At 61.7% G+C, this 24835-nt stretch carries 27 protein-coding genes and 1 tRNA gene; all 28 read left to right on the top strand.

Features of this window, described 5'->3' with window-relative positions; genetic code table 11:
• Positions 1 to 24: 24 nt before the first annotated feature.
• The 28 genes from tuf (HB634_RS21255) to rplE all read left to right on the top strand — a co-directional run bounded on the left by tuf (HB634_RS21255) (position 25) and on the right by rplE (position 24831).
• On the top strand, positions 25 to 1215 hold the full coding sequence (gene tuf / locus HB634_RS21255; protein WP_063570535.1) for an elongation factor Tu: 1191 nt from the start codon (positions 25 to 27) through the stop codon (positions 1213 to 1215).
• Positions 1216 to 1266: 51 nt separating this feature from the next.
• A tRNA-Trp gene (locus HB634_RS21250) sits at positions 1267 to 1342 on the top strand.
• A gap of 13 nt (positions 1343 to 1355) precedes the next feature.
• The gene (gene secE / locus HB634_RS21245; protein WP_063570534.1) at positions 1356 to 1751 is read left to right on the top strand and encodes a preprotein translocase subunit SecE; all 396 of its coding nucleotides are present in this window, start codon (positions 1356 to 1358) and stop codon (positions 1749 to 1751) included.
• A gap of 8 nt (positions 1752 to 1759) precedes the next feature.
• The gene (nusG, locus tag HB634_RS21240; protein WP_063570533.1) at positions 1760 to 2320 is read left to right on the top strand and encodes a transcription termination/antitermination protein NusG; all 561 of its coding nucleotides are present in this window, start codon (positions 1760 to 1762) and stop codon (positions 2318 to 2320) included.
• Positions 2321 to 2521: 201 nt separating this feature from the next.
• The gene (gene rplK / locus HB634_RS21235; protein ID WP_046969514.1) at positions 2522 to 2950 is read left to right on the top strand and encodes a 50S ribosomal protein L11; all 429 of its coding nucleotides are present in this window, start codon (positions 2522 to 2524) and stop codon (positions 2948 to 2950) included.
• A gap of 3 nt (positions 2951 to 2953) precedes the next feature.
• Positions 2954 to 3661, top strand: a complete 708-nt coding sequence (rplA, locus tag HB634_RS21230; RefSeq protein ID WP_063570532.1) for a 50S ribosomal protein L1 — start codon at positions 2954 to 2956, stop codon at positions 3659 to 3661.
• 344 nt (positions 3662 to 4005) lie between these two features.
• A complete protein-coding gene (gene rplJ / locus HB634_RS21225; protein WP_063570531.1) occupies positions 4006 to 4536 on the top strand; it encodes a 50S ribosomal protein L10 in 531 nt (176 codons plus the stop codon).
• A gap of 46 nt (positions 4537 to 4582) precedes the next feature.
• Positions 4583 to 4951 (top strand): 50S ribosomal protein L7/L12, encoded by a 369-nt coding sequence (rplL, locus tag HB634_RS21220; protein WP_046969517.1) that lies wholly within the window; start codon positions 4583 to 4585, stop codon positions 4949 to 4951.
• Positions 4952 to 5185: 234 nt separating this feature from the next.
• Positions 5186 to 9355, top strand: a complete 4170-nt coding sequence (gene rpoB, locus HB634_RS21215; RefSeq protein WP_063570530.1) for a DNA-directed RNA polymerase subunit beta — start codon at positions 5186 to 5188, stop codon at positions 9353 to 9355.
• Positions 9356 to 9380: 25 nt separating this feature from the next.
• Complete coding sequence (gene rpoC, locus HB634_RS21210) at positions 9381 to 13595, top strand: DNA-directed RNA polymerase subunit beta' (protein WP_063570529.1); 4215 nt, start codon at positions 9381 to 9383, stop codon at positions 13593 to 13595.
• Positions 13596 to 13768: 173 nt separating this feature from the next.
• Positions 13769 to 14143 carry a 30S ribosomal protein S12 gene (gene rpsL, locus HB634_RS21205; RefSeq protein WP_046969520.1) on the top strand — a complete coding sequence of 125 codons (375 nt, stop codon included), beginning with the start codon at positions 13769 to 13771 and terminating at the stop codon, positions 14141 to 14143.
• A gap of 16 nt (positions 14144 to 14159) precedes the next feature.
• Positions 14160 to 14627, top strand: a complete 468-nt coding sequence (gene rpsG / locus HB634_RS21200; protein WP_063570528.1) for a 30S ribosomal protein S7 — start codon at positions 14160 to 14162, stop codon at positions 14625 to 14627.
• A 29-nt stretch (positions 14628 to 14656) separates the two neighbouring features.
• Positions 14657 to 16780, top strand: a complete 2124-nt coding sequence (gene fusA / locus HB634_RS21195) for an elongation factor G (protein ID WP_213950021.1) — start codon at positions 14657 to 14659, stop codon at positions 16778 to 16780.
• Positions 16781 to 16831: 51 nt separating this feature from the next.
• On the top strand, positions 16832 to 18022 hold the full coding sequence (tuf, locus tag HB634_RS21190) for an elongation factor Tu (RefSeq protein ID WP_063570535.1): 1191 nt from the start codon (positions 16832 to 16834) through the stop codon (positions 18020 to 18022).
• Positions 18023 to 18614: 592 nt separating this feature from the next.
• Positions 18615 to 18926, top strand: coding sequence for a 30S ribosomal protein S10 (gene rpsJ / locus HB634_RS21185; protein WP_036140140.1), 312 nt, complete (start codon positions 18615 to 18617; stop codon positions 18924 to 18926).
• 20 nt (positions 18927 to 18946) lie between these two features.
• Positions 18947 to 19588 (top strand): 50S ribosomal protein L3, encoded by a 642-nt coding sequence (rplC, locus tag HB634_RS21180; RefSeq protein ID WP_063570880.1) that lies wholly within the window; start codon positions 18947 to 18949, stop codon positions 19586 to 19588.
• An 11-nt stretch (positions 19589 to 19599) separates the two neighbouring features.
• On the top strand, positions 19600 to 20202 hold the full coding sequence (gene rplD / locus HB634_RS21175; protein ID WP_063570881.1) for a 50S ribosomal protein L4: 603 nt from the start codon (positions 19600 to 19602) through the stop codon (positions 20200 to 20202).
• Complete coding sequence (rplW, locus tag HB634_RS21170; RefSeq protein WP_046967254.1) at positions 20199 to 20492, top strand: 50S ribosomal protein L23; 294 nt, start codon at positions 20199 to 20201, stop codon at positions 20490 to 20492. The genes rplD and rplW overlap by 4 nt, the downstream gene beginning before the upstream one ends.
• A gap of 18 nt (positions 20493 to 20510) precedes the next feature.
• Complete coding sequence (rplB, locus tag HB634_RS21165) at positions 20511 to 21332, top strand: 50S ribosomal protein L2 (protein ID WP_046967253.1); 822 nt, start codon at positions 20511 to 20513, stop codon at positions 21330 to 21332.
• A 13-nt stretch (positions 21333 to 21345) separates the two neighbouring features.
• Positions 21346 to 21618 (top strand): 30S ribosomal protein S19, encoded by a 273-nt coding sequence (gene rpsS, locus HB634_RS21160; protein WP_029213892.1) that lies wholly within the window; start codon positions 21346 to 21348, stop codon positions 21616 to 21618.
• Positions 21618 to 21953, top strand: a complete 336-nt coding sequence (gene rplV / locus HB634_RS21155) for a 50S ribosomal protein L22 (RefSeq protein WP_046967252.1) — start codon at positions 21618 to 21620, stop codon at positions 21951 to 21953. Before rpsS ends, rplV begins: the two co-directional genes overlap by 1 nt.
• A 15-nt stretch (positions 21954 to 21968) precedes the next feature.
• Complete coding sequence (gene rpsC / locus HB634_RS21150) at positions 21969 to 22691, top strand: 30S ribosomal protein S3 (protein WP_063570882.1); 723 nt, start codon at positions 21969 to 21971, stop codon at positions 22689 to 22691.
• Between the two features lie 11 nt (positions 22692 to 22702).
• The gene (rplP, locus tag HB634_RS21145) at positions 22703 to 23116 is read left to right on the top strand and encodes a 50S ribosomal protein L16 (RefSeq protein ID WP_046967250.1); all 414 of its coding nucleotides are present in this window, start codon (positions 22703 to 22705) and stop codon (positions 23114 to 23116) included.
• The gene (gene rpmC, locus HB634_RS21140) at positions 23116 to 23301 is read left to right on the top strand and encodes a 50S ribosomal protein L29 (protein ID WP_046967249.1); all 186 of its coding nucleotides are present in this window, start codon (positions 23116 to 23118) and stop codon (positions 23299 to 23301) included. Before rplP ends, rpmC begins: the two co-directional genes overlap by 1 nt.
• A gap of 11 nt (positions 23302 to 23312) precedes the next feature.
• Complete coding sequence (gene rpsQ / locus HB634_RS21135) at positions 23313 to 23573, top strand: 30S ribosomal protein S17 (protein WP_063570883.1); 261 nt, start codon at positions 23313 to 23315, stop codon at positions 23571 to 23573.
• 11 nt (positions 23574 to 23584) lie between these two features.
• On the top strand, positions 23585 to 23953 hold the full coding sequence (gene rplN / locus HB634_RS21130) for a 50S ribosomal protein L14 (RefSeq protein ID WP_063570884.1): 369 nt from the start codon (positions 23585 to 23587) through the stop codon (positions 23951 to 23953).
• Positions 23954 to 23967: 14 nt separating this feature from the next.
• Entirely contained in the window at positions 23968 to 24279 is a 312-nt protein-coding gene (gene rplX / locus HB634_RS21125) for a 50S ribosomal protein L24 (protein WP_063570885.1), read from the top strand.
• A 12-nt stretch (positions 24280 to 24291) separates the two neighbouring features.
• On the top strand, positions 24292 to 24831 hold the full coding sequence (rplE, locus tag HB634_RS21120) for a 50S ribosomal protein L5 (RefSeq protein ID WP_046967245.1): 540 nt from the start codon (positions 24292 to 24294) through the stop codon (positions 24829 to 24831).
• Positions 24832 to 24835: the final 4 nt, after the last annotated feature.

Genomic DNA, 24835 nt, shown 5'->3' with positions numbered 1-24835 from the left:
TGGCTCCAGCGGAGTTTAGCGCTCATGGCAAAGGGTAAGTTCGAACGTAAGAAGCCGCACGTGAACGTCGGCACCATCGGTCACGTCGATCACGGCAAGACCACGCTGACGGCTGCACTGACGAAGATCGGTGCCGAGCGTTTCGGCGGTGAATTCAAGGACTACGGTTCGATCGACGCTGCGCCGGAAGAGAAGGCACGCGGCATCACGATCTCGACCGCCCACGTTGAATATGAATCGCCGATGCGCCACTACGGCCACGTCGATTGCCCGGGACATGCTGACTACGTCAAGAACATGATCACCGGTGCGGCGCAGATGGACGGCGCGATCCTGGTGTGCTCGGCCGCTGATGGCCCGATGCCGCAGACGCGCGAGCACATCCTGCTGTCGCGCCAGGTTGGCGTGCCGTACATCGTCGTGTTCCTGAACAAGGCCGACATGGTGGACGACGCCGAGCTGCTCGAGCTGGTCGAGATGGAAGTCCGCGAACTGCTGTCGAAGTACGAGTTCCCGGGCGACGACACCCCGATCATCCACGGTTCGGCCCGTCTTGCTCTTGACGGCGACCAGTCGGAAATCGGCGTGCCGTCGATCATCAAGCTGGTGGACGCGCTGGACAGCTGGATCCCGCAGCCGGAGCGTGACATCGACAAGCCGTTCCTGCTGCCGGTGGAAGACGTGTTCTCGATCTCCGGTCGCGGTACGGTGCTGACCGGTCGTGTCGAGCGCGGTATCGTCAAGGTGGGTGACCCGGCCGAAGTGATCGGTCTGAAGGACACCCAGACCACGACGGTCACGGGCGTGGAAATGTTCCGCAAGCTGCTCGATCAGGGTCAGGCCGGTGACAACGTCGGCGTGCTGGTCCGCGGTCTGAAGCGTGAAGACGTCGAGCGTGGCCAGGTTCTGGCCAAGCCGGGTTCGGTCACGCCGCACACCGAGTTCGAGGGTGAGGTGTACATCCTGTCGAAGGACGAGGGTGGCCGTCACACGCCGTTCTTCAGCAACTATCGTCCGCAGTTCTACTTCCGTACCACGGACGTGACCGGTTCGATCAAGCTGCCGGAAGGCGTCGAGATGGTGATGCCGGGTGACAACGTGAAGATCAATGTCACGCTGGGCTTCCCGATCGCCATGGACGAAGGCCTGCGTTTCGCGATCCGTGAAGGCGGTCGTACCGTCGGCGCCGGCGTCGTGGCAAAGATCAACAAGTAATACACGTGATGCCGGCCCCTTAGGGGCCGGCATCCCTACTGTTTCATTTGTACGCCAGTAGCTCAATTGGCAGAGCAGCGGTCTCCAAAACCGCAGGTTGGGGGTTCGAGTCCCTCCTGGCGTGCCATTCTTGAGCGCGCATGAACACGAAGGCAGAACAAGCCAAGGGTATGGGCCCGGCCGACATCGGCAAGCTAGCGCTTGCTTCCATCGTGCTCATCGCCGGCATCGTCGGTTTCTACTATTTCAGCGATAACCCGAACGTGCCGTCTTTCGCGCGCGTTATTGGCGTTATTGCCGCTGTTGCCGCCGCCCTGGCGATCGGTGCTTTTACGGTCCCTGGCCGTAAGCTTCGCGGCTTCATCGCCGAGTCGCAGTTCGAGTTGCGCAAGGTCGTCTGGCCGTCGCGCGACGAAACGCTGAAGACCACCGGTATCATCATCGTGGTCGTCATCATTCTCTCGCTGCTAATGGGGCTGATCGACTGGTTGTTGAAGACGGTCGTGCTCGATTGGCTGCTTAAGCTCGGACATTGAGGTAAGGCATGAGCAAACGCTGGTACGTGGTTCACGCCTATTCGGGGTTCGAACAGCAGGTTCGCAAGGCCCTGAACGAGCGCGTCGTGCGCGAGGGCATGGAAGAGAAGTTCGGTGAAATCCTGGTTCCGACCGAGGAAGTCATCGAGATGCGCGGCGGCCAGAAGCGTCGCAGCGAGCGCAAGTTCTTCCCCGGTTACGTTCTGGTGCAGATCGAAACCGATACCAACGGCAAGACGCCGCGTATCGACGACGAATGCTGGCATCTGGTCAAGGAAACCCCGAAGGTCATGGGGTTCATCGGCGGCACCGCCGACCGTCCGCACCCGATCAAGGACACCGAGGCCGAGGCCATCCTCAGCCGGGTCCGCGAAGGTGTCGAGAAGCCCCGTCCGAAGGTCCTCTTCGAGCCCGGCGAAATGGTCCGTGTCACCGAAGGTCCGTTCAACGACTTCAATGGCGTCGTTGAAGAAGTGAATTACGAAAAGAGCCGCCTGCGCGTCGCGGTGCTCATTTTCGGTCGTTCTACCCCGGTCGAGCTCGAATTCGGCCAGGTGGAGAAGGCCTAAGGGCCTCCTGGTCGGTTCTCCCGACCCATCCGGCACGGGCGTTGCTTAGCCCGCGCCGGACGCCTATAATGCCCGGTCCACGCTGGAGCTTTATGCTCCGGCGTGTCCGTGTTTCAGGGGTTCGCATAAGCGAATCCATCACCACCAGGGAAGGTCTACAGCGAGGAGCCGCAAGGCGCCAGCACTCGCGAGGAAAGTTAAATGGCAAAGAAAGTCATTGGTTACATTAAGTTGCAGGTGAAGGCCGGTCAGGCTAACCCCTCGCCGCCCGTCGGTCCGGCGCTCGGTCAGCGCGGCCTGAACATCATGGAGTTCTGCAAGGCGTTCAATGCCGCCACGCAGAAGCTCGAGCCGGGTCTCCCGATCCCGGTCGTGATCACGGCCTACTCGGACCGTACCTTCACCTTCATCACGAAGACCCCGCCGGCCTCGATCCTTCTCAAGAAGATCACGGGCGTGGCCAAGGGCTCGCCGAAGCCGAACACCGACAAGGTGGGCAAGGTCACCCGCGCCCAGCTCGAGGAAATCGCGAAGCAGAAGGAGCCGGATCTCACGGCTGCCGATCTGGATGCCGCCGTGCGCACGATCGCCGGCAGCGCGCGTTCCATGGGCCTGGTAGTGGAGGGTTAAGAAATGGCAAAGCTCACGAAGCGTATGAAGGCCGCCACGGCCGCCGTTCAGCCCGGCAAGACCTATGGTCTCGATGAGGCTCTGAAGATCGTCAAGGACAACGCCAAGGCGAAGTTCGCCGAGTCGGTGGATGTCTCCGTCCGTCTGGGTATCGACGCGAAGAAGTCGGACCAGGGCGTGCGCGGCTCCTCGCTGCTGCCGCACGGCACCGGCAAGACCATCCGCGTCGCCGTGTTCGTGCCGCCGGGTGAGAAGGCTGACGCCGCTCTCGCCGCGGGCGCCGACGCTGTCGGTATGGACGACCTCGCCGAGAAGATGGCCGCTGGCGATCTGAACTACGGCCGCGTCATTGCCACCCCGGACGCGATGCGCGTCGTCGGTAAGCTCGGTCAGGTCCTCGGTCCCCGTGGCCTGATGCCGAACCCGAAGGATGGCTCGGTCACCGCCGACGTCGCCACGGCCGTCAAGAATGCCAAGGCTGGCCAGGTCAAGTTCCGTAACGACAAGGGCGGCATCATTCACGCCACCATCGGCAAGGCCAGCTTCGACGCTGCCCAGCTGGCGGAAAACCTGAACACGCTGGTCGCGGACCTGCTGAAGGCCAAGCCGGCCGCAGCCAAGGGTCAGTACATCCAGCGCGTTTCGGTGTCGAGCACCATGGGCGTGGGCGTGCCGGTCGATACCTCGACCGTGAACACCTCGACCAAGTAATTCGTTTTACGGCCTCCGCCGGGTCTCCCGGCGGAGGAACGTTTTTGAAGGCAGCCCCGGTCGTAAGTCCGGTGCAGCCGTCAAAGACCGTAGGCGCGATCAGCGCGCGACGGCGACGAGCAGGGAGCTCGTGTTGGCATGGAAACGCCGTCGTCGTTAGCGGGATCGCTTAATCGGACGCCTCCACGGGTCTGGCCTGCGTAGATGGTGCTGCCCCTTCTGGTATTCGTTTCGAATCTGGAAAGGCCACCACCCGGGACACTTCGTGTCCCCGACGTCAGGACGATGTCGCCCAGGACCGCAAGCGGCAGGAGTCGCAAGCGGAGTTCAATTGGAGGAGTGCAATGGCTCTCAATCTGTCCCAGAAGCAAGAAGTAGTCGCCGAGCTGGCAGAAATCGCCGCGAAAGCTCACTCCTTGGTCGCCGCCGAGTACGCAGGCACCACGGTCTCTCAGATGACCGCGATGCGTAAGAAGGCTCGTGAGTCCGGTGTTTTCTTGAAAGTTGTCAAGAATACGCTGGCTTCGCGCGCCGTGGCCGGCACCGATTTCGAGGTCGTCCAAGACGCCCTGGTCGGTCCGCTGCTGTATGCGTTCTCGCTCGAAGAGCCCGGTGCTGCCGGGCGCGTGATCAAGGAATTCGCGAAGACCAACGACAAGCTGATCGCGAAGGTCGTGTCCGTGGAAGGCAAGCTGCTTCCCGCCGCCCACGTCGATGTGCTTGCTTCGCTGCCGACCCGTCAGGAAGCGCTTGCCATGCTGGCTCGCGTCCTTATCGAGCCGATCGCGATGTTTGCCCGCGCCGCCAAGGCCGTGGCCGACCAGCAGGGTGGTAGCGACGTTGTCGCCGCCGAAGAAGCCCCGGTCGAAGCCTGATCCCGTCGACTTTCCATACCGAAACCATTTCAGAAGGTAAGAAACAATGTCCACCCTGACCACCGAACAGATCGTCGAAGCCATCAAGGCCAAGTCCCTGATGGAAATCATGGAACTGGTTAAGTCCATCGAAGAGACCTTTGGCGTCTCGGCCGCCGCTCCGGTTGCCGCTGCTGCCGGTCCGGCTGCTGCCGCTGTTGAAGAGCAGACCGAATTCGACGTCATCCTGATCTCCGCCGGCGACAAGAAGGTCGACGTGATCAAGGCCGTTCGCGCCATCACCGGCCTCGGCCTGAAGGAAGCCAAGGACCTCACCGAGGCCGGTGGCGTCGTGAAGGAAGCTGCTTCGAAGGACGACGCTGCCAAGTTCAAGAAGGACCTGGAAGCTGCGGGCGCCAAGGTCGAACTCAAGTAATCGGCGCTTTGCGCGCCAGTAGTTCGATAAGCGTCAAGTGAGCCTGGGGGCGTAAGCCCCCGGGCTTTGGCCGTTCCCGGCCGTGTTCGACCGATCGTGTTTGCAGATCCACGTTCCATGTTCCGTCCATCGGAAATGGGACATCGGGAGTTGAGGGTAGCGATGCCCTGCAGTCGAATCTCGATCTCCGATTTTCGATCTATTTTTTGCTACTGAACCGAGGCGGTACCCACCATGACCTACTCGTTTACCGAGAAGAAGCGCATCCGTAAGGATTTCGGCAAGCGTCCGCCCGTGCTGGGCGTGCCCAACCTGCTGACGATCCAGACCGACTCGTACAAGGAATTCCTGCAGGAGCAGGTCAGCTCCAAGCAGCGTGAGGAGAAGGGTCTCCACGCCGCGCTGAAGTCGGTGTTCCCGATTTCGAGCTATTCCGGCAACGCCGCCCTCGAATACGTCGACTACAGGCTCGGCGAACCGGCGTTCGACGAACGTGAATGCCGCAACCGCGGCATGACCTTCGGCGCGCCGCTGCGTACCACCGTGCGCCTGGTCATCTATGACAAGGACAGCCCGGCGTCGAAGAAGGCCGTGAAGTACGTGAAGGAGCAGGAGGTCTACATGGGCGAGATTCCGCTCATGACCGACACCGGCACCTTCATCATCAACGGCACCGAGCGCGTCATCGTCTCGCAGCTGCACCGTTCGCCGGGCGTGTTCTTCGATCACGACCGTGGCAAGACGCACAGCTCGGGCAAGCTCCTGTTCTCGGCTCGCGTGATTCCTTACCGTGGCTCGTGGCTCGATTTCGAGTTCGACCCGAAGGACGCGCTGTTCACCCGTATCGATCGTCGTCGCAAGCTGCCGGTGACGGTGCTCCTGCGCGCGCTCGGCTACAACAACGAAGAGATCCTCTCGATCTTCTTCGAGCACAACACGTTCCATCTGGGCAAGAAGGGCGGCGTCACGCTCGACCTCGTCGCCGAGCGCCTGCGCGGTGAAACCCTCTCGTTCGATCTCGTGATCGACGGCAAGGTGCTGGTCGAAGCCGGCAAGCGCATCACTGCGCGCCACGTTCGCCAGCTCGCCAGCGAGAAGATCACCACGCTCGAAGTGCCGGACGACTACCCGGTCGGCCGCATCGTGGCCGTCGACATGGTCGACAAGGACACGGGCGAGATCATCGCCGCGGCGAACGACGAGCTCACGCTCGACCACCTCGAGAAGTTCCGCAAGGGCGGCATCGAGACGGTGCCGACGCTGTACGTGAACGATCTCGATCGCGGTGCGTACATCTCGAACACGCTGCGCATCGACAACACGCGCACGCAGCTCGAGGCCCTGGTCGAAATCTACCGGATGATGCGTCCGGGCGAGCCGCCGACCAAGGATGCCGCGCAGAACCTGTTCTTCAACCTGTTCTTCACCTTCGACCGTTACGACCTCTCGGGCGTCGGCCGCATGAAGTTCAACCGTCGCGTCGGCCGCAAGGACGTCGTGGGTCCGGGCGTGTTGTACGACCACAAGTACTTCAGCGAGCGCAAGGAAGAAGAGTCGCAGCGTCTGGTCGCCGAGCAGGGCGAGACCTCCGACATCCTCGACGTGCTGCGCGTGCTCATCGACATCCGTAACGGTATCGGAACGGTCGACGATATCGACCATCTCGGTAACCGTCGCGTGCGTTCGGTCGGCGAAATGGCCGAGAACACCTTCCGCATCGGTCTCGTCCGCGTCGAGCGCGCGGTTCGCGAGCGCCTGTCGCTGGCTGAATCCGAAGGCCTGACCCCGCAGGAACTGATCAACGCCAAGCCGGTTGCGGCAGCGGTGAAGGAGTTCTTCGGTTCGTCGCAGCTCTCGCAGTTCATGGATCAGAACAACCCGCTGTCCGAAGTCACCCACAAGCGCCGTGTCTCCGCGCTTGGACCAGGCGGCCTGACCCGTGAGCGCGCCGGCTTCGAAGTCCGCGACGTGCACCCGACCCATTACGGTCGCGTCTGCACCATCGAGACGCCGGAAGGCCCGAACATCGGCCTGATCAACTCGCTGGCCGTATACGCCCGCACCAACTCTTACGGCTTCCTCGAGACGCCGTACCGCAAGGTCGAAAGCGGCAAGGTGACCGACAAGGTCGATTACCTCTCCGCGATCGAAGAAGGCGACCACGTGATCGCGCAGGCGAACTCGCCCCTGACGAAGGAAGGCAAGTTCATCGAAGACTTCGTCTCCTGCCGCTTCCGCGGTGAGTCGGAGCTGCGTCCGTCGGCCGAGATCAACTACATGGACGTCTCGCCGATGCAGACCGTATCGGTTGCAGCGGCGCTCGTGCCCTTCCTCGAGCACGACGATGCGAACCGCGCCCTCATGGGCGCGAACATGCAGCGTCAGGCCGTCCCGACGCTGCGCAGCCAGAAGCCGCTTGTCGGCACGGGCATCGAGCGCGCCGTGGCGCGTGACTCGGGCGTTACCGTGTCCGCCAAGCGCGGCGGTGTCATCGACCAGGTCGATGCCGCCCGTATCGTGGTGCGCGCGAACGAGTCGGAAGTGGACGAGAACGACGCCGGCGTCGATATCTACACGCTGACCAAGTACACCCGCTCCAACCAGAACACCAACCTCAACCAGCGTCCGCTGGTGAACGTCGGTGACGTGGTGGCGGTGGGCGACACCCTGGCGGACGGTTCCTCGACCGACCTCGGTGAGCTCGCGCTCGGCCAGAACATGCTCGTCGCGTTCATGCCGTGGAACGGCTACAACTTCGAAGATTCGATCCTGATCTCCGAGCGCGTGGTCCAGGAAGATCGTTACACCTCGATCCACATCGAGGAAATGACCTGCATCGCCCGTGACACCAAGCTCGGCGCCGAAGAAATCACCGCGGACATCCCGAACGTCGGCGAGCAGGCCCTGGCCCGTCTCGACGAGTCCGGCATCGTCTACATCGGTGCGGAAGTGAAGGCGGGCGACATCCTCGTCGGCAAGGTCACGCCGAAGGGCGAAAGCCAGCTGACGCCGGAAGAAAAGCTCCTCCGCGCGATCTTCGGCGAGAAGGCTTCGGACGTGAAAGACAGCTCGCTGCGCGTGCCCCCGGGCATGGACGGCAACGTCATCGACGTGCAGGTCTTCACTCGCGACGGCATCGAGAAGGACAAGCGCGCCAAGCAGATCGAAGAGACCGAGCTGAAGCGTATCCGCAAGGATCTCGACGACCAGTTCCGTATCCTCGAGGGCGCGATCTACGCTCGTATGCGTTCGCAGCTCGTCGGCAAGTCGGCGATGAGCGGCCCGGGCGGCCTCAAGCGTGGCACCGTCATCGACGACGCCTACCTCGATACGCTCAAGAAAGACGACTGGTTCAAGATCAACGTCAAGGAAGAGGAAGTCTCGGAATTCCTCGAGCGCGCGGCCGACCAGGTCAAGCGTCATCGCGAGGCCTTCGACAAGCGCTTCAAGGAAAAGCAGGGCAAGATCACCCAGGGCGACGACCTCGCACCGGGCGTGCTCAAGATGGTCAAGGTCTACCTGGCCGTTAAGCGCCGCATCCAGCCCGGCGACAAGATGGCCGGCCGTCACGGTAACAAGGGTGTCGTGTCGATGATCGTTCCGGTCGAGGACATGCCGTTCTCCGCCGACGGTCGTCCGGTCGACATCTGCCTGAATCCGCTGGGCGTGCCTTCGCGTATGAACATCGGTCAGATTCTCGAGGTTCACCTGGGCTGGGCCGCCAAGGGCCTGGGCCACAAGATCTCGGCCATGATCGAAGCCAACGAGAAGCCGGCCAAGCTGCGCGAGTTCCTCGACGAGATCTACAACCACGGCAATGCCGGTGCGGAAGGTGCGGTGCGCCACGTCGACCTCAAGTCGATGACGGACGCCGAGATCATCCAGCTCGCCGACAACCTGCGTGACGGCGTGCCGATGGCGACGCCGGTGTTCGACGGTGCCGAAGAGTCCGAGATCAAGCACATGCTGAAGCTCGCTGATCTGCCGGAATCCGGCCAGACGATGCTCTACGACGGCCGTACCGGCGAGGCGTTCGATCGCCCGGTCACCGTGGGCTACATGCACATGCTGAAGCTGAACCACCTCGTCGACGACAAGATGCACGCGCGTTCGACGGGTCCGTACTCGCTCGTTACCCAGCAGCCGCTGGGCGGCAAGGCGCAGTTCGGCGGTCAGCGCTTCGGCGAAATGGAAGTCTGGGCACTGGAAGCATACGGCGCGGCTTACACGCTGCAGGAAATGCTCACCGTCAAGTCCGACGATGTGCAGGGCCGCAACCAGATGTACAAGAACATTGTCGACGGCAACCACGAAATGGCGGCAGGCATGCCGGAATCCTTCAACGTGCTCGTGAAGGAAATCCGCTCGCTCGCCATCGATATCGAGTTGGAAGAGATCAAGTGATCGTCGCGGCTACCGGAGATTACGCATGAAAGACCTGCTCAATCTGTTCAACCAGCAGCGACAGACGCTGGACTTCGACGCGATCAAGATCGCTCTGGCTTCGCCGGAGCTGATCCGTTCGTGGTCGTACGGTGAAGTCAAGAAGCCGGAAACCATCAACTACCGCACGTTCAAGCCTGAGCGTGACGGTCTGTTCTGCGCGGCCATCTTTGGCCCGATCAAGGACTACGAGTGCCTGTGCGGCAAGTACAAGCGCATGAAGCACCGTGGTGTGGTCTGCGAGAAGTGCGGCACCGAGGTCACCCTGGCCAAGGTCCGTCGCGAGCGCATGGGCCACATCGAGCTGGCCAGCCCGACCGCGCACATCTGGTTCCTGAAGTCGCTGCCTTCGCGCATCGGCCTCATGCTGGATATGACGCTGCGTGACATCGAGCGCATCCTGTACTTCGAAGCGTTCGTCGTGATCGATCCAGGCCTGACCGCGCTCGAGCGCGGCCAGCTGCTCAGCGAAGACCAGTACCTGGAAGCGACCGAAGAGCACGGCGACGAGTTCGATGCCCGCATGGGTGCCGAGGCCGTCTACGAGCTGCTGAAGAGCCTCGACCTGCCGGGCGAAGTCATTCGCCTTAAGGAAGAGATCACGGCGACCAATTCCGAGACCAAGCTGAAGCGCCTCACCAAGCGCGTGAAGCTGATCGAGGCGTTCCTCGAGTCTGGCAACAAGCCGGAATGGATGGTCATGACCGTCCTTCCCGTGCTGCCGCCGGACCTGCGTCCGCTCGTGCCGCTGGACGGCGGTCGCTTTGCGACCTCCGACCTCAACGACCTGTACCGCCGCGTCATCAACCGTAACAACCGCCTGAAGCGCCTGCTCGAACTCGCTGCGCCGGACATCATCGTCCGCAACGAGAAGCGCATGCTGCAGGAATCGGTCGATGCGCTGCTCGACAACGGCCGTCGCGGTCGTGCCATCACCGGCACGAACAAGCGCGCGCTGAAGTCGCTGGCCGACATGATCAAGGGCAAGCAGGGTCGCTTCCGTCAGAACCTGCTCGGCAAGCGCGTCGACTACTCCGGCCGTTCGGTCATCGTGGTCGGCCCGACGCTGCGCCTGCACCAGTGCGGCCTGCCGAAGAAGATGGCGCTCGAGCTGTTCAAGCCCTTCATCTTCGCCAAGCTGCAGGCTCGTGGTGAAGCCACGACCATCAAGGCCGCGAAGAAGCTCGTCGAGCGCGAAGAGGCTCAGGTGTGGGACATCCTGGAAGACGTGATCCGCGAACATCCGGTCATGCTCAACCGTGCCCCGACCCTGCATCGCCTGGGTATCCAGGCGTTCGAGCCGGTCCTCATCGAAGGCAAGGCGATCCAGCTGCATCCGCTCGTGTGTACGGCATTCAACGCCGACTTCGACGGTGACCAGATGGCCGTGCACGTGCCGCTGTCGATCGAGGCACAGCTCGAAGCCCGCGCGCTGATGATGTCGTCGAACAACATCCTGTCGCCGGCGAACGGCGAGCCGATCATCGTGCCGTCGCAGGACGTCGTGCTCGGCCTGTACTACATGACCCGCGAACTGATCAACGTCAAGGGCGCCGGCATGGTGTTCGCGAACGTTGCCGAAGTGCGTCGTGCGTACGACAACCGCGCCGTCGAACTGCACGCCAAGGTCAAGGTCCGCATCCACATCACCGAGCAGGACGAAGAGGGTGCAACCTCCTCGCGTACCGCCATCGTCGATACGACGGTTGGCCGTGCCCTGCTGATGGAAATCATCCCGGAGGGCCTGCCGTTCGCGCTGGTCAATACCGAGCTGACCAAGAAGAACATCTCGCGCCTGATCAACCAGAGCTATCGTCTGCTCGGTCTGAAGGAATCGGTCGTGTTCGCCGACAAGCTGATGTACACCGGCTTCCGTTTCGCGACGCGCGCCGGTATCTCCATCGGTATCGATGACATGAAGATCCCGGCTGAGAAGAAGGGCATCCTCGAGGAAGCCGAGAAGGAAGTCGTCGAGATCCAGGAGCAGTACCAGTCGGGTCTCGTGACCGCCGGCGAGCGCTACAACAAGGTCGTCGACATCTGGTCCCGTACCAACGAACTCGTCGCCAAGGCGATGATCGACGGCATCGGTACCGAGAAGGTCATGGACGCCGATGGCAAGCTGGTCAACCAGAAGTCCATGAACTCGCTGTACATCATGGCGGACTCCGGTGCGCGTGGTAGCGCGGCCCAGATTCGTCAGCTGGCGGGTATGCGTGGCCTGATGGCTCGTCCGGACGGCTCCATCATCGAGACGCCCATCAAGGCGAACTTCCGTGAAGGCCTGAACGTCCTGCAGTACTTCAACTCCACCCACGGTGCCCGTAAGGGTCTCGCGGATACGGCGCTGAAGACGGCGAACTCGGGTTACCTCACGCGTCGTCTGGTCGACGTGGCGCAGGACGTGGTCATCACCGAGCACGATTGCGGCACCGAAGACGGCGTCATGATGTCTCCGATCGTCGAAGGCGGTGACGTGGTCGAGCCGTTGCGCGATCGCGTGCTCGGTCGCGTCGTGGTCGAGGACGTCTACGCCCCGGGCGACGACGACCAGGCCATCGTGACCCGCGACACCCTGCTCGACGAATACCTGGTCGACAAGCTCGACAAGGCCAGCGTGCAGCTGATCAAGGTGCGTTCGCCGATCACCTGCCGCGCCAGCCATGGCGTATGTGCCCTGTGCTACGGCCGCGACCTTGCTCGCGGTCACCTGGTCAACATGGGTGAGGCCGTGGGTGTGGTCGCCGCTCAGTCGATCGGTGAGCCGGGTACCCAGCTGACGATGCGTACGTTCCACATCGGTGGTGCGGCGTCTCGTGCGGCGGCAGTCGACAACGTCACGATCCGTACGACCGGTGCGCTGAAGTTCAACAACCTGAAGTCGGTCGAGCACAACCAGGGTCACCTGGTCGCGGTCTCGCGTTCGGGCGAAGTCAGCGTCATCGACTCGAACGGTCGCGAGCGCGAGCGTTACAAGGTGCCTTATGGCGCCACCATCGCCGTGAAGGATGGCGACCCGGTGAAGTCCGGCCAGACCGTGGCCAACTGGGATCCGCATACCCACCCGATCGTCACGGAAGTGGCGGGCGTGGTGCGCTTCATCGACTTCATCGACGGCATCACCGTGCAGTCGCAGACCGATGAACTCACCGGCCTCGAGTCGGCGGTGGTCACCGATCCGAAGCGTCGTGGTACGCAGGCCAAGGATCTGCGCCCGATCGTCCGCCTGGAAGACAGCAAGGGCCGTGAGCTCAAGCTGCCGGGTACGGATATCGCGGCCCAGTACTTCCTGCCGGCCGGCGCGATCGTGTCGATCCAGAACGGTACCGAAGTGGGCGTGGGTGACGTTGTCGCCCGTATCCCGCAGGAAACCTCGAAGACCCGCGACATCACGGGTGGTCTGCCGCGCGTGGCCGACCTGTTCGAAGCCCGCAAGCCGAAGGAGCCGGCGATCCTCGCGGAGCGTTCGGGTATCGTCAGCTTCGGCAAGGACACCAAGGGTAAGCAGCGCCTGATCATCAAGGATGTAGACGGCAACGAGCACGAGGAGCTGATTCCCAAGTGGCGTCAGGTCATCGTCTTCGAAGGCGAGCACGTGGAGAAGGGCGAGACCGTCGTCGACGGCGAGCCGAATCCGCATGACATCCTGCGCCTGCTGGGTGTCGAGCCGCTGGCCTCGTACCTGGTCAAGGAAATCCAGGACGTCTACCGCCTGCAGGGCGTGAAGATCAACGACAAGCACATCGAAGCGATCATTCGCCAGATGCTGCGCAAGGTCGAGATCACCGAGGCGGGTGACAGCACCTACCTGCGCGGTGAGCAGATCGAGCGCGTCCGGATCAACGAGGAAAACGATCGCGCCGAGAAGCGGGGCGAGCGTCGGGCCGGGTTCGAGTCGATCCTGCTGGGTATCACCAAGGCGTCGCTGGCCACCGAGTCGTTCATTTCGGCGGCATCGTTCCAGGAAACCACCCGCGTCCTTACGGAAGCGGCGGTTCGTGGCACCCGCGACACGTTGCGCGGCCTCAAGGAAAATGTTATTGTTGGACGGCTAATCCCTGCGGGTACGGGTCTGGCATACCACGCTTCGCGTCGTAGCCAGGGCGGTCTGACGGCCTCGGAGCTCGAAACCCTCTCGGTTTCGACCCCGGCTGTCACGTTCGAAGAGGCCTCCGCCGGGTCCAACGATAGCGCCGAGTAAGGCCCTCCACGGGTTTTGCTTGTTACATACGAAATGAGGCGCAAGGAAGCGCCTCGTGTTCGGAATCACGGACGATGGGCGCCAACCCGCTTTGCGGGCTGCGCACGTCAACAACGCTTATCTGGCGGGCCGATCATTCGGTCTGCCTTTATGTTTCTCAGGAATAGCTTCGCATGACGACAGTCAACCAGTTGGTTCGCAAAGCCCGCAGCCCGAAGGCGTACAAGAGCGCGTCGCCGGCCCTGCAGAGCAGCCCGCAGCGTCGCGGCGTCTGCACGCGCGTTTACACGACCACCCCGAAGAAGCCGAACTCGGCGCTGCGTAAGGTTGCCAAGGTGCGCCTCACCAACGGTTTCGAAGTCATCAGCTACATCGGTGGCGAAGGTCATAATCTCCAGGAGCACTCGGTGGTCCTGATCCGTGGCGGTCGCGTCAAGGATCTCCCCGGTGTGCGTTACCACACGGTTCGCGGCAGTCTCGACTGCGCCGGCGTGACCAAGCGTCGCAAGTCGCGCTCGAAGTACGGCGCCAAGCGCCCGAAGAGCTGAGCAAAGGACAAGAATTATGTCGCGTAAAGGTTCCCATCCCGCCCGTGTGGTCCTCCCGGACCCGAAGCACGGAAGCCAGCTGATTGCCCGCTTCATCAATATGGTGATGAAGTCCGGTAAGAAGTCCGTTGCCGAATCCATTGTGTACGGCGCCCTCCAGCACATCAGCGAAAAGCATGGTGAGCCGGTGCAGCTCGTCGAGAAGGCCCTGGCAAACATCGCCCCGGCCGTCGAGGTGAAGTCGCGTCGCGTTGGCGGTGCTACGTACCAGGTGCCGGTCGAAGTCCGTCCGGGCCGTCGTATGGCGCTTGCCATGCGCTGGGTGATCGACGCGGCGCGCAAGCGCGGCGAGACGTCCATGCCGCGCAAGCTGGCCGCCGAACTGCTCGAAGCCTCGGAATCCCGTGGCGGCGCTGTCAAGAAGCGCGAAGAAACGCATCGTATGGCAGAGGCCAACAAGGCCTTCTCGCATTACCGCTGGTAATTACTACAGCTTCAGATTGAGGAAAGACCGTGGCACGCACCACTCCCATCGAGCGCTACCGCAACTTCGGCATCATGGCTCACATCGATGCCGGCAAGACCACGACCACGGAGCGCATCCTGTTCTACACCGGCGTCAGTCATAAGATTGGCGAGGTGCATGACGGTGCGGCGACGATGGACTGGATGGAGCAGGAGCAGGAGCGCGGCATCACCATCACTTCCGCTGCCACGACGGCATTCTGGAAGGGCATGGATCGTTCGCTGCCCGAGCACCGCTTCAACATCATCGACACCCCGGGACACGTCGACTTCACCATCGAAGTGGAGCGTTCGCTCCGCGTGCTCGACGGTGCGGTGTTCGTGCTCTGTGCCGTGGGTGGTGTGCAGCCGCAGTCCGAGACTGTCTGGCGTCAGGCCAACCGGTACAAGGTTCCGCGCATTGCGTTCGTCAATAAGATGGACCGCACGGGCGCGAACTTCTACAAGGTCGTCGACCAGCTGAAGGCTCGCCTTGGCGCCAACCCGGTGCCGATGCAGGTGCCGATCGGTGCCGAAGACAACTTCGACGGCGTTATCGACCTCCTCAAGATGAAGGCAATCAACTGGGACATGGAGTCCCAGGGCATGAAGTTCGAGTACAAGGAGATTCCGGCTGAGCTGCTCGAGAAGGCTACGACGGCACGTACGGCAATGATCGAAGCCGCCGCGGAAGCGACGGAAGCGTACATGGACAAGTACCTCGGTGGCGAAGAGCTGACCGAGCTCGAGATCATTGAAGGTCTGCGTCTGCGCACCCTGCGCAGCGAGATCATTCCGGTGTTGTGCGGTACCGCCTTTAAGAACAAGGGCGTCCAGGCCATGCTCGACGCGGTGGTCAACCTGCTGCCGTCGCCGCTCGACCGTCCGCCGGTCGAAGGTATCGACGAGAACGAGCAGCCGGACACCCGCGAAGCAAAGGATGACGCTCCGTTCTCGGCGCTGGCGTTCAAGATCATGACCGATCCGTTCGTCGGTGCGCTGACGTTCTTCCGTGTCTATTCGGGCACGCTGAACGCTGGTGACCCGGTGTACAACCCGGTCAAGTCGAAGAAGGAGCGCATCGGCCGCATGCTGCAGATGCACGCCAACGAGCGTCACGAACTGAAGGAAGTCCGCGCTGGCGATATCGCTGCTGCGGTCGGCCTCAAGGACGTCACGACCGGTGACACGCTCTGCGCGCAGGACCACATCATCACCCTGGAGCGCATGACGTTCCCGGAGCCGGTGATCTCGATGGCGGTCGAGCCGAAGACCAAGTCGGACCAGGAAAAGATGGGTGTCGCCCTCGGCCGTCTGGCCGCGGAAGATCCGTCGTTCCGCGTCAAGACGGACGAAGAGTCGGGTCAGACGATCATCTCGGGCATGGGCGAGCTTCACCTGGACATCCTGGTGGACCGCATGCGTCGCGAGTTCAACGTCGAAGCCAACGTCGGCAAGCCGCAGGTGGCTTATCGCGAAACGATTACGCTGCAGGACGTCAAGTCGGACTACAAGCACGCCAAGCAGTCCGGTGGTAAGGGTCAGTACGGTCACGTCGTGATCGAACTGTCGCCGATCACCGATGCCGATCGTGCCGATCCGAAGCTCACGATCAAGGACGATTTCCTTTTCATCAACGACATCTCCGGTGGCGTGATTCCGAAGGAATTCATTCCGTCGGTCGAAAAGGGCTTGCGCGAGACGATCACCAGCGGTCCGCTCGCGGGCTTCCCGGTCGTCGGCGTGAAGGTGAAGCTCGTCTTCGGTTCGTACCATGACGTCGATTCGTCGGAAATGGCGTTCAAGCTCGCCTCGTCGATGGCGTTCAAGCAGGGCTTTGCGAAGGCCAAGCCGGTACTGCTCGAGCCGATCATGAAGGTCGAAGTTGTGACGCCGCCTGACTATGTCGGTGACGTGATGGGCGATATTTCGCGCCGTCGCGGCATGCTGACCGGTCAGGAAGAAACGCCGTCGGGCAATACGATCAATGCGATGATTCCGCTTGGTGAAATGTTCGGTTACGCGACCACGATTCGTTCGCTGTCGCAGGGTCGCGCCACGTTCACCATGGAATTCGACCATTACGATCCGGCGCCCAGCAATGTCGCCGATGAGGTCATGAAGAGGTCCTGATAAGGGCTTCTTCTCTTAAACTTATAACGTTTTTTTTCGAGGTTTCAGGTCATGGCAAAGGGTAAGTTCGAGCGCAAGAAGCCGCACGTCAACGTCGGCACCATCGGTCACGTCGATCACGGCAAGACCACGCTGACGGCTGCACTGACGAAGATCGGTGCCGAGCGTTTCGGCGGTGAATTCAAGGACTACGGTTCGATCGACGCTGCGCCGGAAGAGAAGGCACGCGGCATCACGATCTCGACCGCCCACGTTGAATATGAATCGCCGATGCGCCACTACGGCCACGTCGATTGCCCGGGACATGCTGACTACGTCAAGAACATGATCACCGGTGCGGCGCAGATGGACGGCGCGATCCTGGTGTGCTCGGCCGCTGACGGCCCGATGCCGCAGACGCGCGAGCACATCCTGCTGTCGCGCCAGGTTGGCGTGCCGTACATCGTCGTGTTCCTGAACAAGGCCGACATGGTGGACGACGCCGAGCTGCTCGAGCTGGTCGAGATGGAAGTCCGCGAACTGCTGTCGAAGTACGAGTTCCCGGGCGACGACACCCCGATCATCCACGGTTCGGCCCGTCTTGCTCTTGATGGCGACCAGTCGGAAATCGGCGTGCCGTCGATCATCAAGCTGGTGGACGCGCTGGACAGCTGGATCCCGCAGCCGGAGCGTGACATCGACAAGCCGTTCCTGCTGCCGGTCGAAGACGTGTTCTCGATCTCCGGTCGCGGTACGGTGCTGACCGGTCGTGTCGAGCGCGGTATCGTCAAGGTGGGTGACCCGGCCGAAGTGATCGGTCTGAAGGACACCCAGACCACGACGGTCACGGGCGTGGAAATGTTCCGCAAGCTGCTCGATCAGGGTCAGGCCGGTGACAACGTCGGCGTGCTGGTCCGCGGTCTGAAGCGTGAAGACGTCGAGCGTGGCCAGGTTCTGGCCAAGCCGGGTTCGGTCACGCCGCACACCGAGTTCGAGGGTGAGGTGTACATCCTGTCGAAGGACGAGGGTGGCCGTCACACGCCGTTCTTCAGCAACTATCGTCCGCAGTTCTACTTCCGTACCACGGACGTGACCGGTTCGATCAAGCTGCCGGAAGGCGTCGAGATGGTGATGCCGGGTGACAACGTGAAGATCAACGTCACGCTGGGCTTCCCGATCGCCATGGACGAAGGCCTGCGTTTCGCGATCCGTGAAGGCGGTCGTACCGTCGGCGCCGGCGTCGTGGCAAAGATCAACAAGTAAGAACGATCGCCAGGGCAGGGTGACCTGCCCAGGTATCGAAAAACGGAGGCCTTCGGGCCTCCGTTTTTTTGTGGGAGCCGGCTATGCCGGCGATGGGGTTGCAGCGACCTGGCTATCGCCCCTGAAGCTGGTCCTAGATAACGGGCAGGGCAGGGTGGGGCTATTCCGCTTCGTTGGCTTTTCGCCGATGAATCGGCTCCGACATTTCCTGATGGAAAAAGCTTCCCTTTTTTCCCTGGATCCGATATATTCGTCGGGTTATATACGTCGAGTGCCCTTCAAGGGCGCCGACACACAGCGAAATGAGGTGCACGGAATGTGCTTCGAGTTCGCAGGCAAGGATGCCGGGTAGGGTGCCAACGGGCCACGGGGCGGAAGCTCTGTTGACCCAATTCGTTGTGTATTCTATACTTTTCTGTCTGGGCAGGCCGATAACTCGGTCTGCCTGAACTTTTCGGGTCGTTCCGGGCGGTTTTTGCCGTTCCAGAGTGGCCCGTTGCAGCACCCGTAGTTAGGTAATTGGGTTGTGCGGGGTGGCGAGAAGCCATTCCGAATCACAAGAACGTTCTTTCGATAACAGGACACGGTTTTTATGGCGAACCAAAAGATTCGCATTCGGCTCAAGGCGTTCGATCATCGTCTGATCGATCGTTCGGCCAGCGAGATCGTCGAGACGGCCAAGCGCACCGGCGCTACGGTCCTCGGCCCGATCCCCCTGCCGACCAAGATTGAGCGCTACACCATTCTGGTGTCGCCGCACGTCGATAAAGATGCCCGCGACCAGTACGAAACCCGTACTCACAAGCGCGTTCTTGACATCATCGACCCCAACGACAAAACCGTGGACGCGCTCATGAAGCTCGATCTTGCGGCTGGCGTTGACGTGCAGATCAAGCTCGGCTGAGCGGAATAAAGGATACGAAGATGAGTATCGGACTAGTTGGCCGCAAATGCGGCATGAGCCGGCTCTTCACCGAAGACGGCCGCTCGATTCCGGTGACGCTGATTGAAGCGACCCCGAATCGTGTGACGCAGGTGAAGACCGAAGAAAACGACGGCTACAGCGCGGTGCAGGTTACGACCGGCGTCAAGCGCGCGTCGCTGCTGACGGGCCCCGCAAAGGGTCATTACGCCAAGGCCAAGGTTGAGCCGGGTCGCGGCCTGTGGGAATTCCGCGTGTCCGCGGAAGACGCAGGCAAGTACGCGATCGGCACCGAGATCAAGGCTGACGACGTGTTCACCGTCGGTCAGACGGTCGACGTCGCAGGCGTGTCGAAGGGTAAGGGTTTCCAGGGCACCATCAAGCGTCACCATTTCAAGATGGGCGATGCTACTCACGGTAACTCGCTGTCGCATCGCGCCCCTGGCTCGATCGGTCAGCGCCAGACGCCGGGTCGCGTGTTTCCTGGTAAGAAGATGTCGGGCCACATGGGCGCGGTCAACCGCACCCAGCAGGGTCTCGAAGTTGTCAAGGTCGACGCCGAGCGCCACCTGATCGCAGTCAAGGGCGCAGTCCCTGGCGCGCCGGGCGGTGACGTCGTGATTCGTCCGACGACCAAGGGCTGAGGAGAGACGCCATGGAACTCAACGTTATTGGCGCCAAGGCGCTCACCGTGTCGGACGAAGTGTTCGGCGGCGAGTACAAGAAGGCCCTCGTGCACCAGGTTGTCACCGCCTATCAGGCGGCTGGCCGTGCCGGTACGAAGGCTCAGCTGTCTCGCGGTCAGATGTCCGGTACGACCAAGAAGTTCAAGAAGCAGAAGGGCGGCGGTGCTCGCCACGGCGATTACCGCGCTCCGATCTTCGTCGGTGGTGGTAGGACGTTCGCAGCGAAGCCGCGTAGCTTCGAGCAGAAGGTCAACCGCAAGGCTTATCGTGTGGCGATCCGTTCGATCGTTGCCGAGCTGACCCGCCAGGGTCGCCTGAAGGTTGTACCCGAGCTTTCGATCGAAGGCCCGAGCACCAAGGGCATGATCGCCAAGCTGGCCCAGCTCGAAGTCAAGGGTCGTGTGCTGCTGGTGTCGGAAGATGCCACCGAAGCGCTCTACCTGTCCGCTCGCAATATTCCGTACATCCACGTCGTCGACGTTCTGGCCCTGAATCCGGTCAGCCTCGTCGGTAGCGACTTCGTCGTCATGACGGTGGACGCGGTCAAGAAAGTCGAGGAGTGGCTCGCATGAGCACTGAACGCACGCTCAATACGCTTCGCGCGCCGCACATCTCTGAGAAGTCGGCTCGCCTTGCTGAGAACAACCAGTACGTTTTCGTCGTGGCGCCTGAGGCGACCAAGGCCGATGTCCGTGCAGCGGTGGAACATCTCTTCGACGTCAAAGTCGTGGACGTGAACCTCGTGAACACAAAGGGCAAGGTCAAGTCGTTCCGCTTTCGCACTGGCAACCGCCAGGGCAAGCGCAAGGCCTACGTGCGCCTCGCCGACGGTCACACGATCGACGTGTCGGCCAAGGCCTGAGCCAGGAGTTGAATTGAGATGGCACTGATCACTCACAAGCCGACCTCCCCGGGACGCCGCGACGCTGTCAGCGTGCGGACCGAAGGTCTGCACAAGGGCGCACCTTACGCGCCCCTGACCGAATCGCAGTCGAAGACGGGTGGCCGCAACCACTACGGTCGCATCACCACGCGTCATCGCGGCGGCGGTCATAAGCAGGCATACCGCATCATCGATTTCAAGCGCGACAAGGAAGGCATTGCCGCCGTTGTCGAGCGTCTTGAATACGACCCGAACCGCACCGCGCATATCGCGCTGCTGTGCTACGCCGATGGCGAGCGCCGCTACATCATCGCGCCGAAGGGCGTGGCGGTGGGTGACCGTCTCGTGTCGGGCTCCGACTCCCCGATCAAGCCGGGCAACTGCCTGCCGCTTCGTTCGATCCCGGTCGGTTCGACGATCCACTGCATCGAGATGAAGCCGGGCAAGGGTGCGCAGATTGCGCGTTCCGCCGGTGCATCGGTCCAGCTGGTCGCTCGTGAGCAGGGTTATGCAACGCTGCGTCTTCGCTCCGGCGAAATGCGTCGCGTCCCGGTTGAATGCCGCGCCACCATTGGTGAAGTCGGCAACTCGGAGCACAGCCTGCGCAAGCTCGGCAAGGCCGGTAAGAAGCGCTGGGCGGGTATCCGTCCGACGGTTCGCGGCGTGGTGATGAACCCGGTCGACCATCCGCATGGCGGTGGTGAAGGTAAGACCTCTGGCGGCCGTCACCCGGTCAGCCCGTGGGGTACCCCGACCAAGGGTTACAAGACGCGTAACAACAAGCGCACCCAGCAGTTCATCGTGCGTCGTCGCAAGTAATTAGGAAACGATCATGCCGCGCTCTCTAAAAAAAGGTCCGTTCGTCGACCTGCACCTCGTGAAAAAGGTGGAAGCCGCCGTTTCCGCCAATAACAAGCGTCCGATCAAGACCTGGTCGCGTCGTTCGATGATCCTGCCGGAGATGGTCGGTCTGACCATCGCCATCCACAACGGCCGCCAGCACGTGCCTGTGTTGATCAACGAGAACATGGTCGGGCACAAGCTCGGCGAGTTCGCGGTGACCCGCACGTACAAGGGCCACGCCGGCGACAAGAAGGGCAAGTGATGAGCACTGAAGCCAAAGCGATCCTGCGCAGCGCCCGCATTTCGGCGCAGAAGGCACGCCTGGTGGCTGACCTGGTCCGCGGTATGCCCGTGGGCCGAGCCAGCGACGTGCTCGCCTTTACCAACAAGAAGGCCGCTCACCTTGTTCGCAAGGTGCTGCTCTCCGCCGTCGCCAACGCCGAAAACAATCTCGGCGCCGACGTGGACGAGCTGAAGGTCGTCCGTATCTTCGTAGACGAAGGTCCGGCGATGAAGCGTATGTACGCCCGCGCCAAAGGCCGCGGTTCGCGCATCCTGAAGCGCACCAGCCACGTTACTGTGGTTGTTGGCAACTGACTGGGGTAAGACACGATGGGTCATAAAGTACATCCCACCGGTATCCGCCTCGGCATTGCCAAGGATTGGAACTCGAAGTGGTACGCCAATAAGGGCGAATATGCGGTCTATCTCGCAGCTGACCTCAAGGTCCGCGAGATGCTCCGCAAGAAGCTCGCCGCTGCCGGTATCTCGAAGATCCAGATCGAGCGTCCGGCCAAGACCGCCCGCGTGACGATTCACACCGCCCGTCCGGGCGTGGTGATCGGCAAGAAGGGCGAGGACATCGAGAAGCTGCGTAAGGAAGTCACCGACATGATGGGCGTTCCGACGCACATCAACGTCAGCGAAGTCCGTAAGCCGGAGCTCGACGCCCAGCTTGTTGCCGAATCGATTGCTCAGCAGCTCGAGCGTCGCATCATGTTCCGCCGCGCGATGAAGCGCTCGGTCGGCAACGCGATGCGCCTCGGTGCCCTGGGCATCAAGATCAACGTCTCCGGCCGTCTGAATGGCGCCGAGATCGCCCGCTCCGAGTGGTCCCGTGAAGGTCGCGTTCCGCTGCACACGCTGCGTGCGGATATCGACTATGGCACCGCCGAAGCCAAGACCCAGTACGGCATCATCGGTGTCAAGGTATGGGTCTATAAGGGCGAGATCTTCGATCTGGCAGCAGCTACCGCCGAGTCGAAGGAAGAACAGCAGCCTCAGCAGTCGCGCCGCGATGGTGGTGAAAACCGCCGCGAGCGGACGGCCAAGTAAGGAGTGTTGCCATGTTGCAACCTAAGCGTACCAAGTACCGCAAGATGCATAAGGGTCGTAATGACGGCCTTGCATTCAATTCCAACCTCGTGAGCTTCGGCGAGTACGGCCTCAAGGCGACGACGCACGGTCAGCTGACCGCACGTCAGATCGAAGCGGCCCGTCGTTGCATCACGCGCTTCGTCAAGCGTGGCGGCAAGCTCTGGATCCGCGTGTTCCCGGACAAGCCGATCACCCGTAAGCCCATCGAAGTTCGAATGGGTGCGGGTAAGGGTAGCGTCGAGTTCTGGGTCGCCCCGATCCAGCCTGGCCGCATGCTTTATGAAATCGAAGGTGTCGACGAGACGACGGCACGCGAAGCGTTCCGCCTGGCGGCAGCCAAGCTGTCCGTGCAGACTCAGTTCGTCTCCAGGGCGGTGATGTAATGGCCAGCAAAGATATCAACCAGAAGTCGGCGGACGAGCTCAAGCAGGATCTGCTGGACCTTCGCAAGGAGCAGTTCAATCTGCGCATGCAGAAAGGCTCCGGTCAGCTCACCCAGCCGCACCAGCTGCGCCGCGTTCGGCGTGACATCGCCCGCACGAAATTCGTGCTCGGCGCTAAGAAGTAAGGACGGCGGACATGAGCGAAATCAAGAAGACCGCGCGTACCCTTACGGGTCGCGTCATCAGCAACAAAATGAACCAGACCGTGACCGTGCTGATCGAGCGCCAGGTGCAGCATTGGCTGCTCGGCAAGATCATCCGTCGCTCCACGAAGCTTCACGCACATGACGAGACCGGTGCGAACGAAGGTGACCTGGTGCGCATCGCGGAATGCCGTCCGCTGTCGAAGACCAAGCATCACCGCGTGGTCGAAATCATCACGCGCGCTGAAGTCTAAGGAGAGCTGCCATGATTCAGGTACAGAGCACGCTTTCCGCAGCTGACAACAGCGGCGCGAAGGAAATGATGTGCATCAAGGTGCTCGGCGGCTCGAAGCGCCGTTACGCCAGCGTTGGTGATGTCATCAAGGTGACCATCAAGGACGCCATTCCTCGCGGTAAGGTCAAGAAGGGCGAGGTTTACAATGCCGTGGTGGTTCGTACCGCCAAGGGTGTTCGCCGCGCCGATGGCTCCGTTATCCGTTTCGACGGTAACGCAGCTGTCCTCCTCAACAATAAGCTCGAGCCGATCGGTACCCGTATTTTCGGGCCGGTTACACGCGAGCTGCGCACCGAGAAGTTCATGAAGATCGTCTCGCTTGCGCCCGAAGTGCTCTGAGCGGAGGCCAGAACATGAACCGTATCCGCAAGGGTGACAACGTCGTCGTCACCACCGGCAAGAACAAGGGACAGCGCGGCGACGTGCTGCGTGTCGACGGCGAGCGCGTTGTCGTCTCGAACGTCAACCTGGTCAAGCGTCACACCAAGCCGAATCCCCAGGCCAACCAGCCTGGCGGTATCGTCGAGCGTGAAGCTTCGATCCATATCTCCAACGTACAGCTCTTCAACTCCGCCACGAACAAGGGCGAGCGCGCTGGCACCAAGACGCTCGAGGACGGGCGCAAAGTGCGCGTGTTCCGTTCTGGCGAAGTCGTCGACGCGTAAGGAATCGAAGTCATGACCCGCCTTGAAACGTTTTACAAAGAGTCGGTAATGTCGAAGCTCACTGAGCGCTTCGGTTACCAGAACGTCATGGAAGTCCCGCGCATCTCGAAGATCACGCTCAACATGGGCGTCGGCGAAGCCGCCGGTAACAAGAAGATCCTCGAGAACGCGGTCGCCGATATGACCAAGATCGCCGGCCAGAAGCCGATCACGACGAAGGCCCGCGTGTCGGTCGCTTCGTTCAAGATCCGCGACGGTTGGCCGATCGGTTGCAAGGTCACGCTGCGTCGTGCCCAGATGTGGGAATTCCTGGATCGCCTGATCAACATCTCGCTGCCGCGTACGCGCGACTTCCGTGGTGTTTCGGGCCGTGCTTTCGATGGCCGTGGTAATTACAACTTCGGCATCAAGGAACAGATCATTTTCCCGGAAATCGACTTCGATCAGGTTGATGCGCTGCGCGGTATGGATATCTCCATCACCACGACCGCCAAGACCGACGAAGAAGCCAAGGCGCTGCTGGAAGCATTCAGCTTCCCGTTCCGCAACTGATTAC

Source organism: Luteibacter sp. dw_328, assembly GCF_018449605.1.
In the GTDB taxonomy this organism is placed as follows: domain Bacteria; phylum Pseudomonadota; class Gammaproteobacteria; order Xanthomonadales; family Rhodanobacteraceae; genus Luteibacter.
The sequence above is the reverse complement of the archived record's forward strand: the minus strand, read 5'-3'. Positions and strand labels throughout refer to the sequence as shown.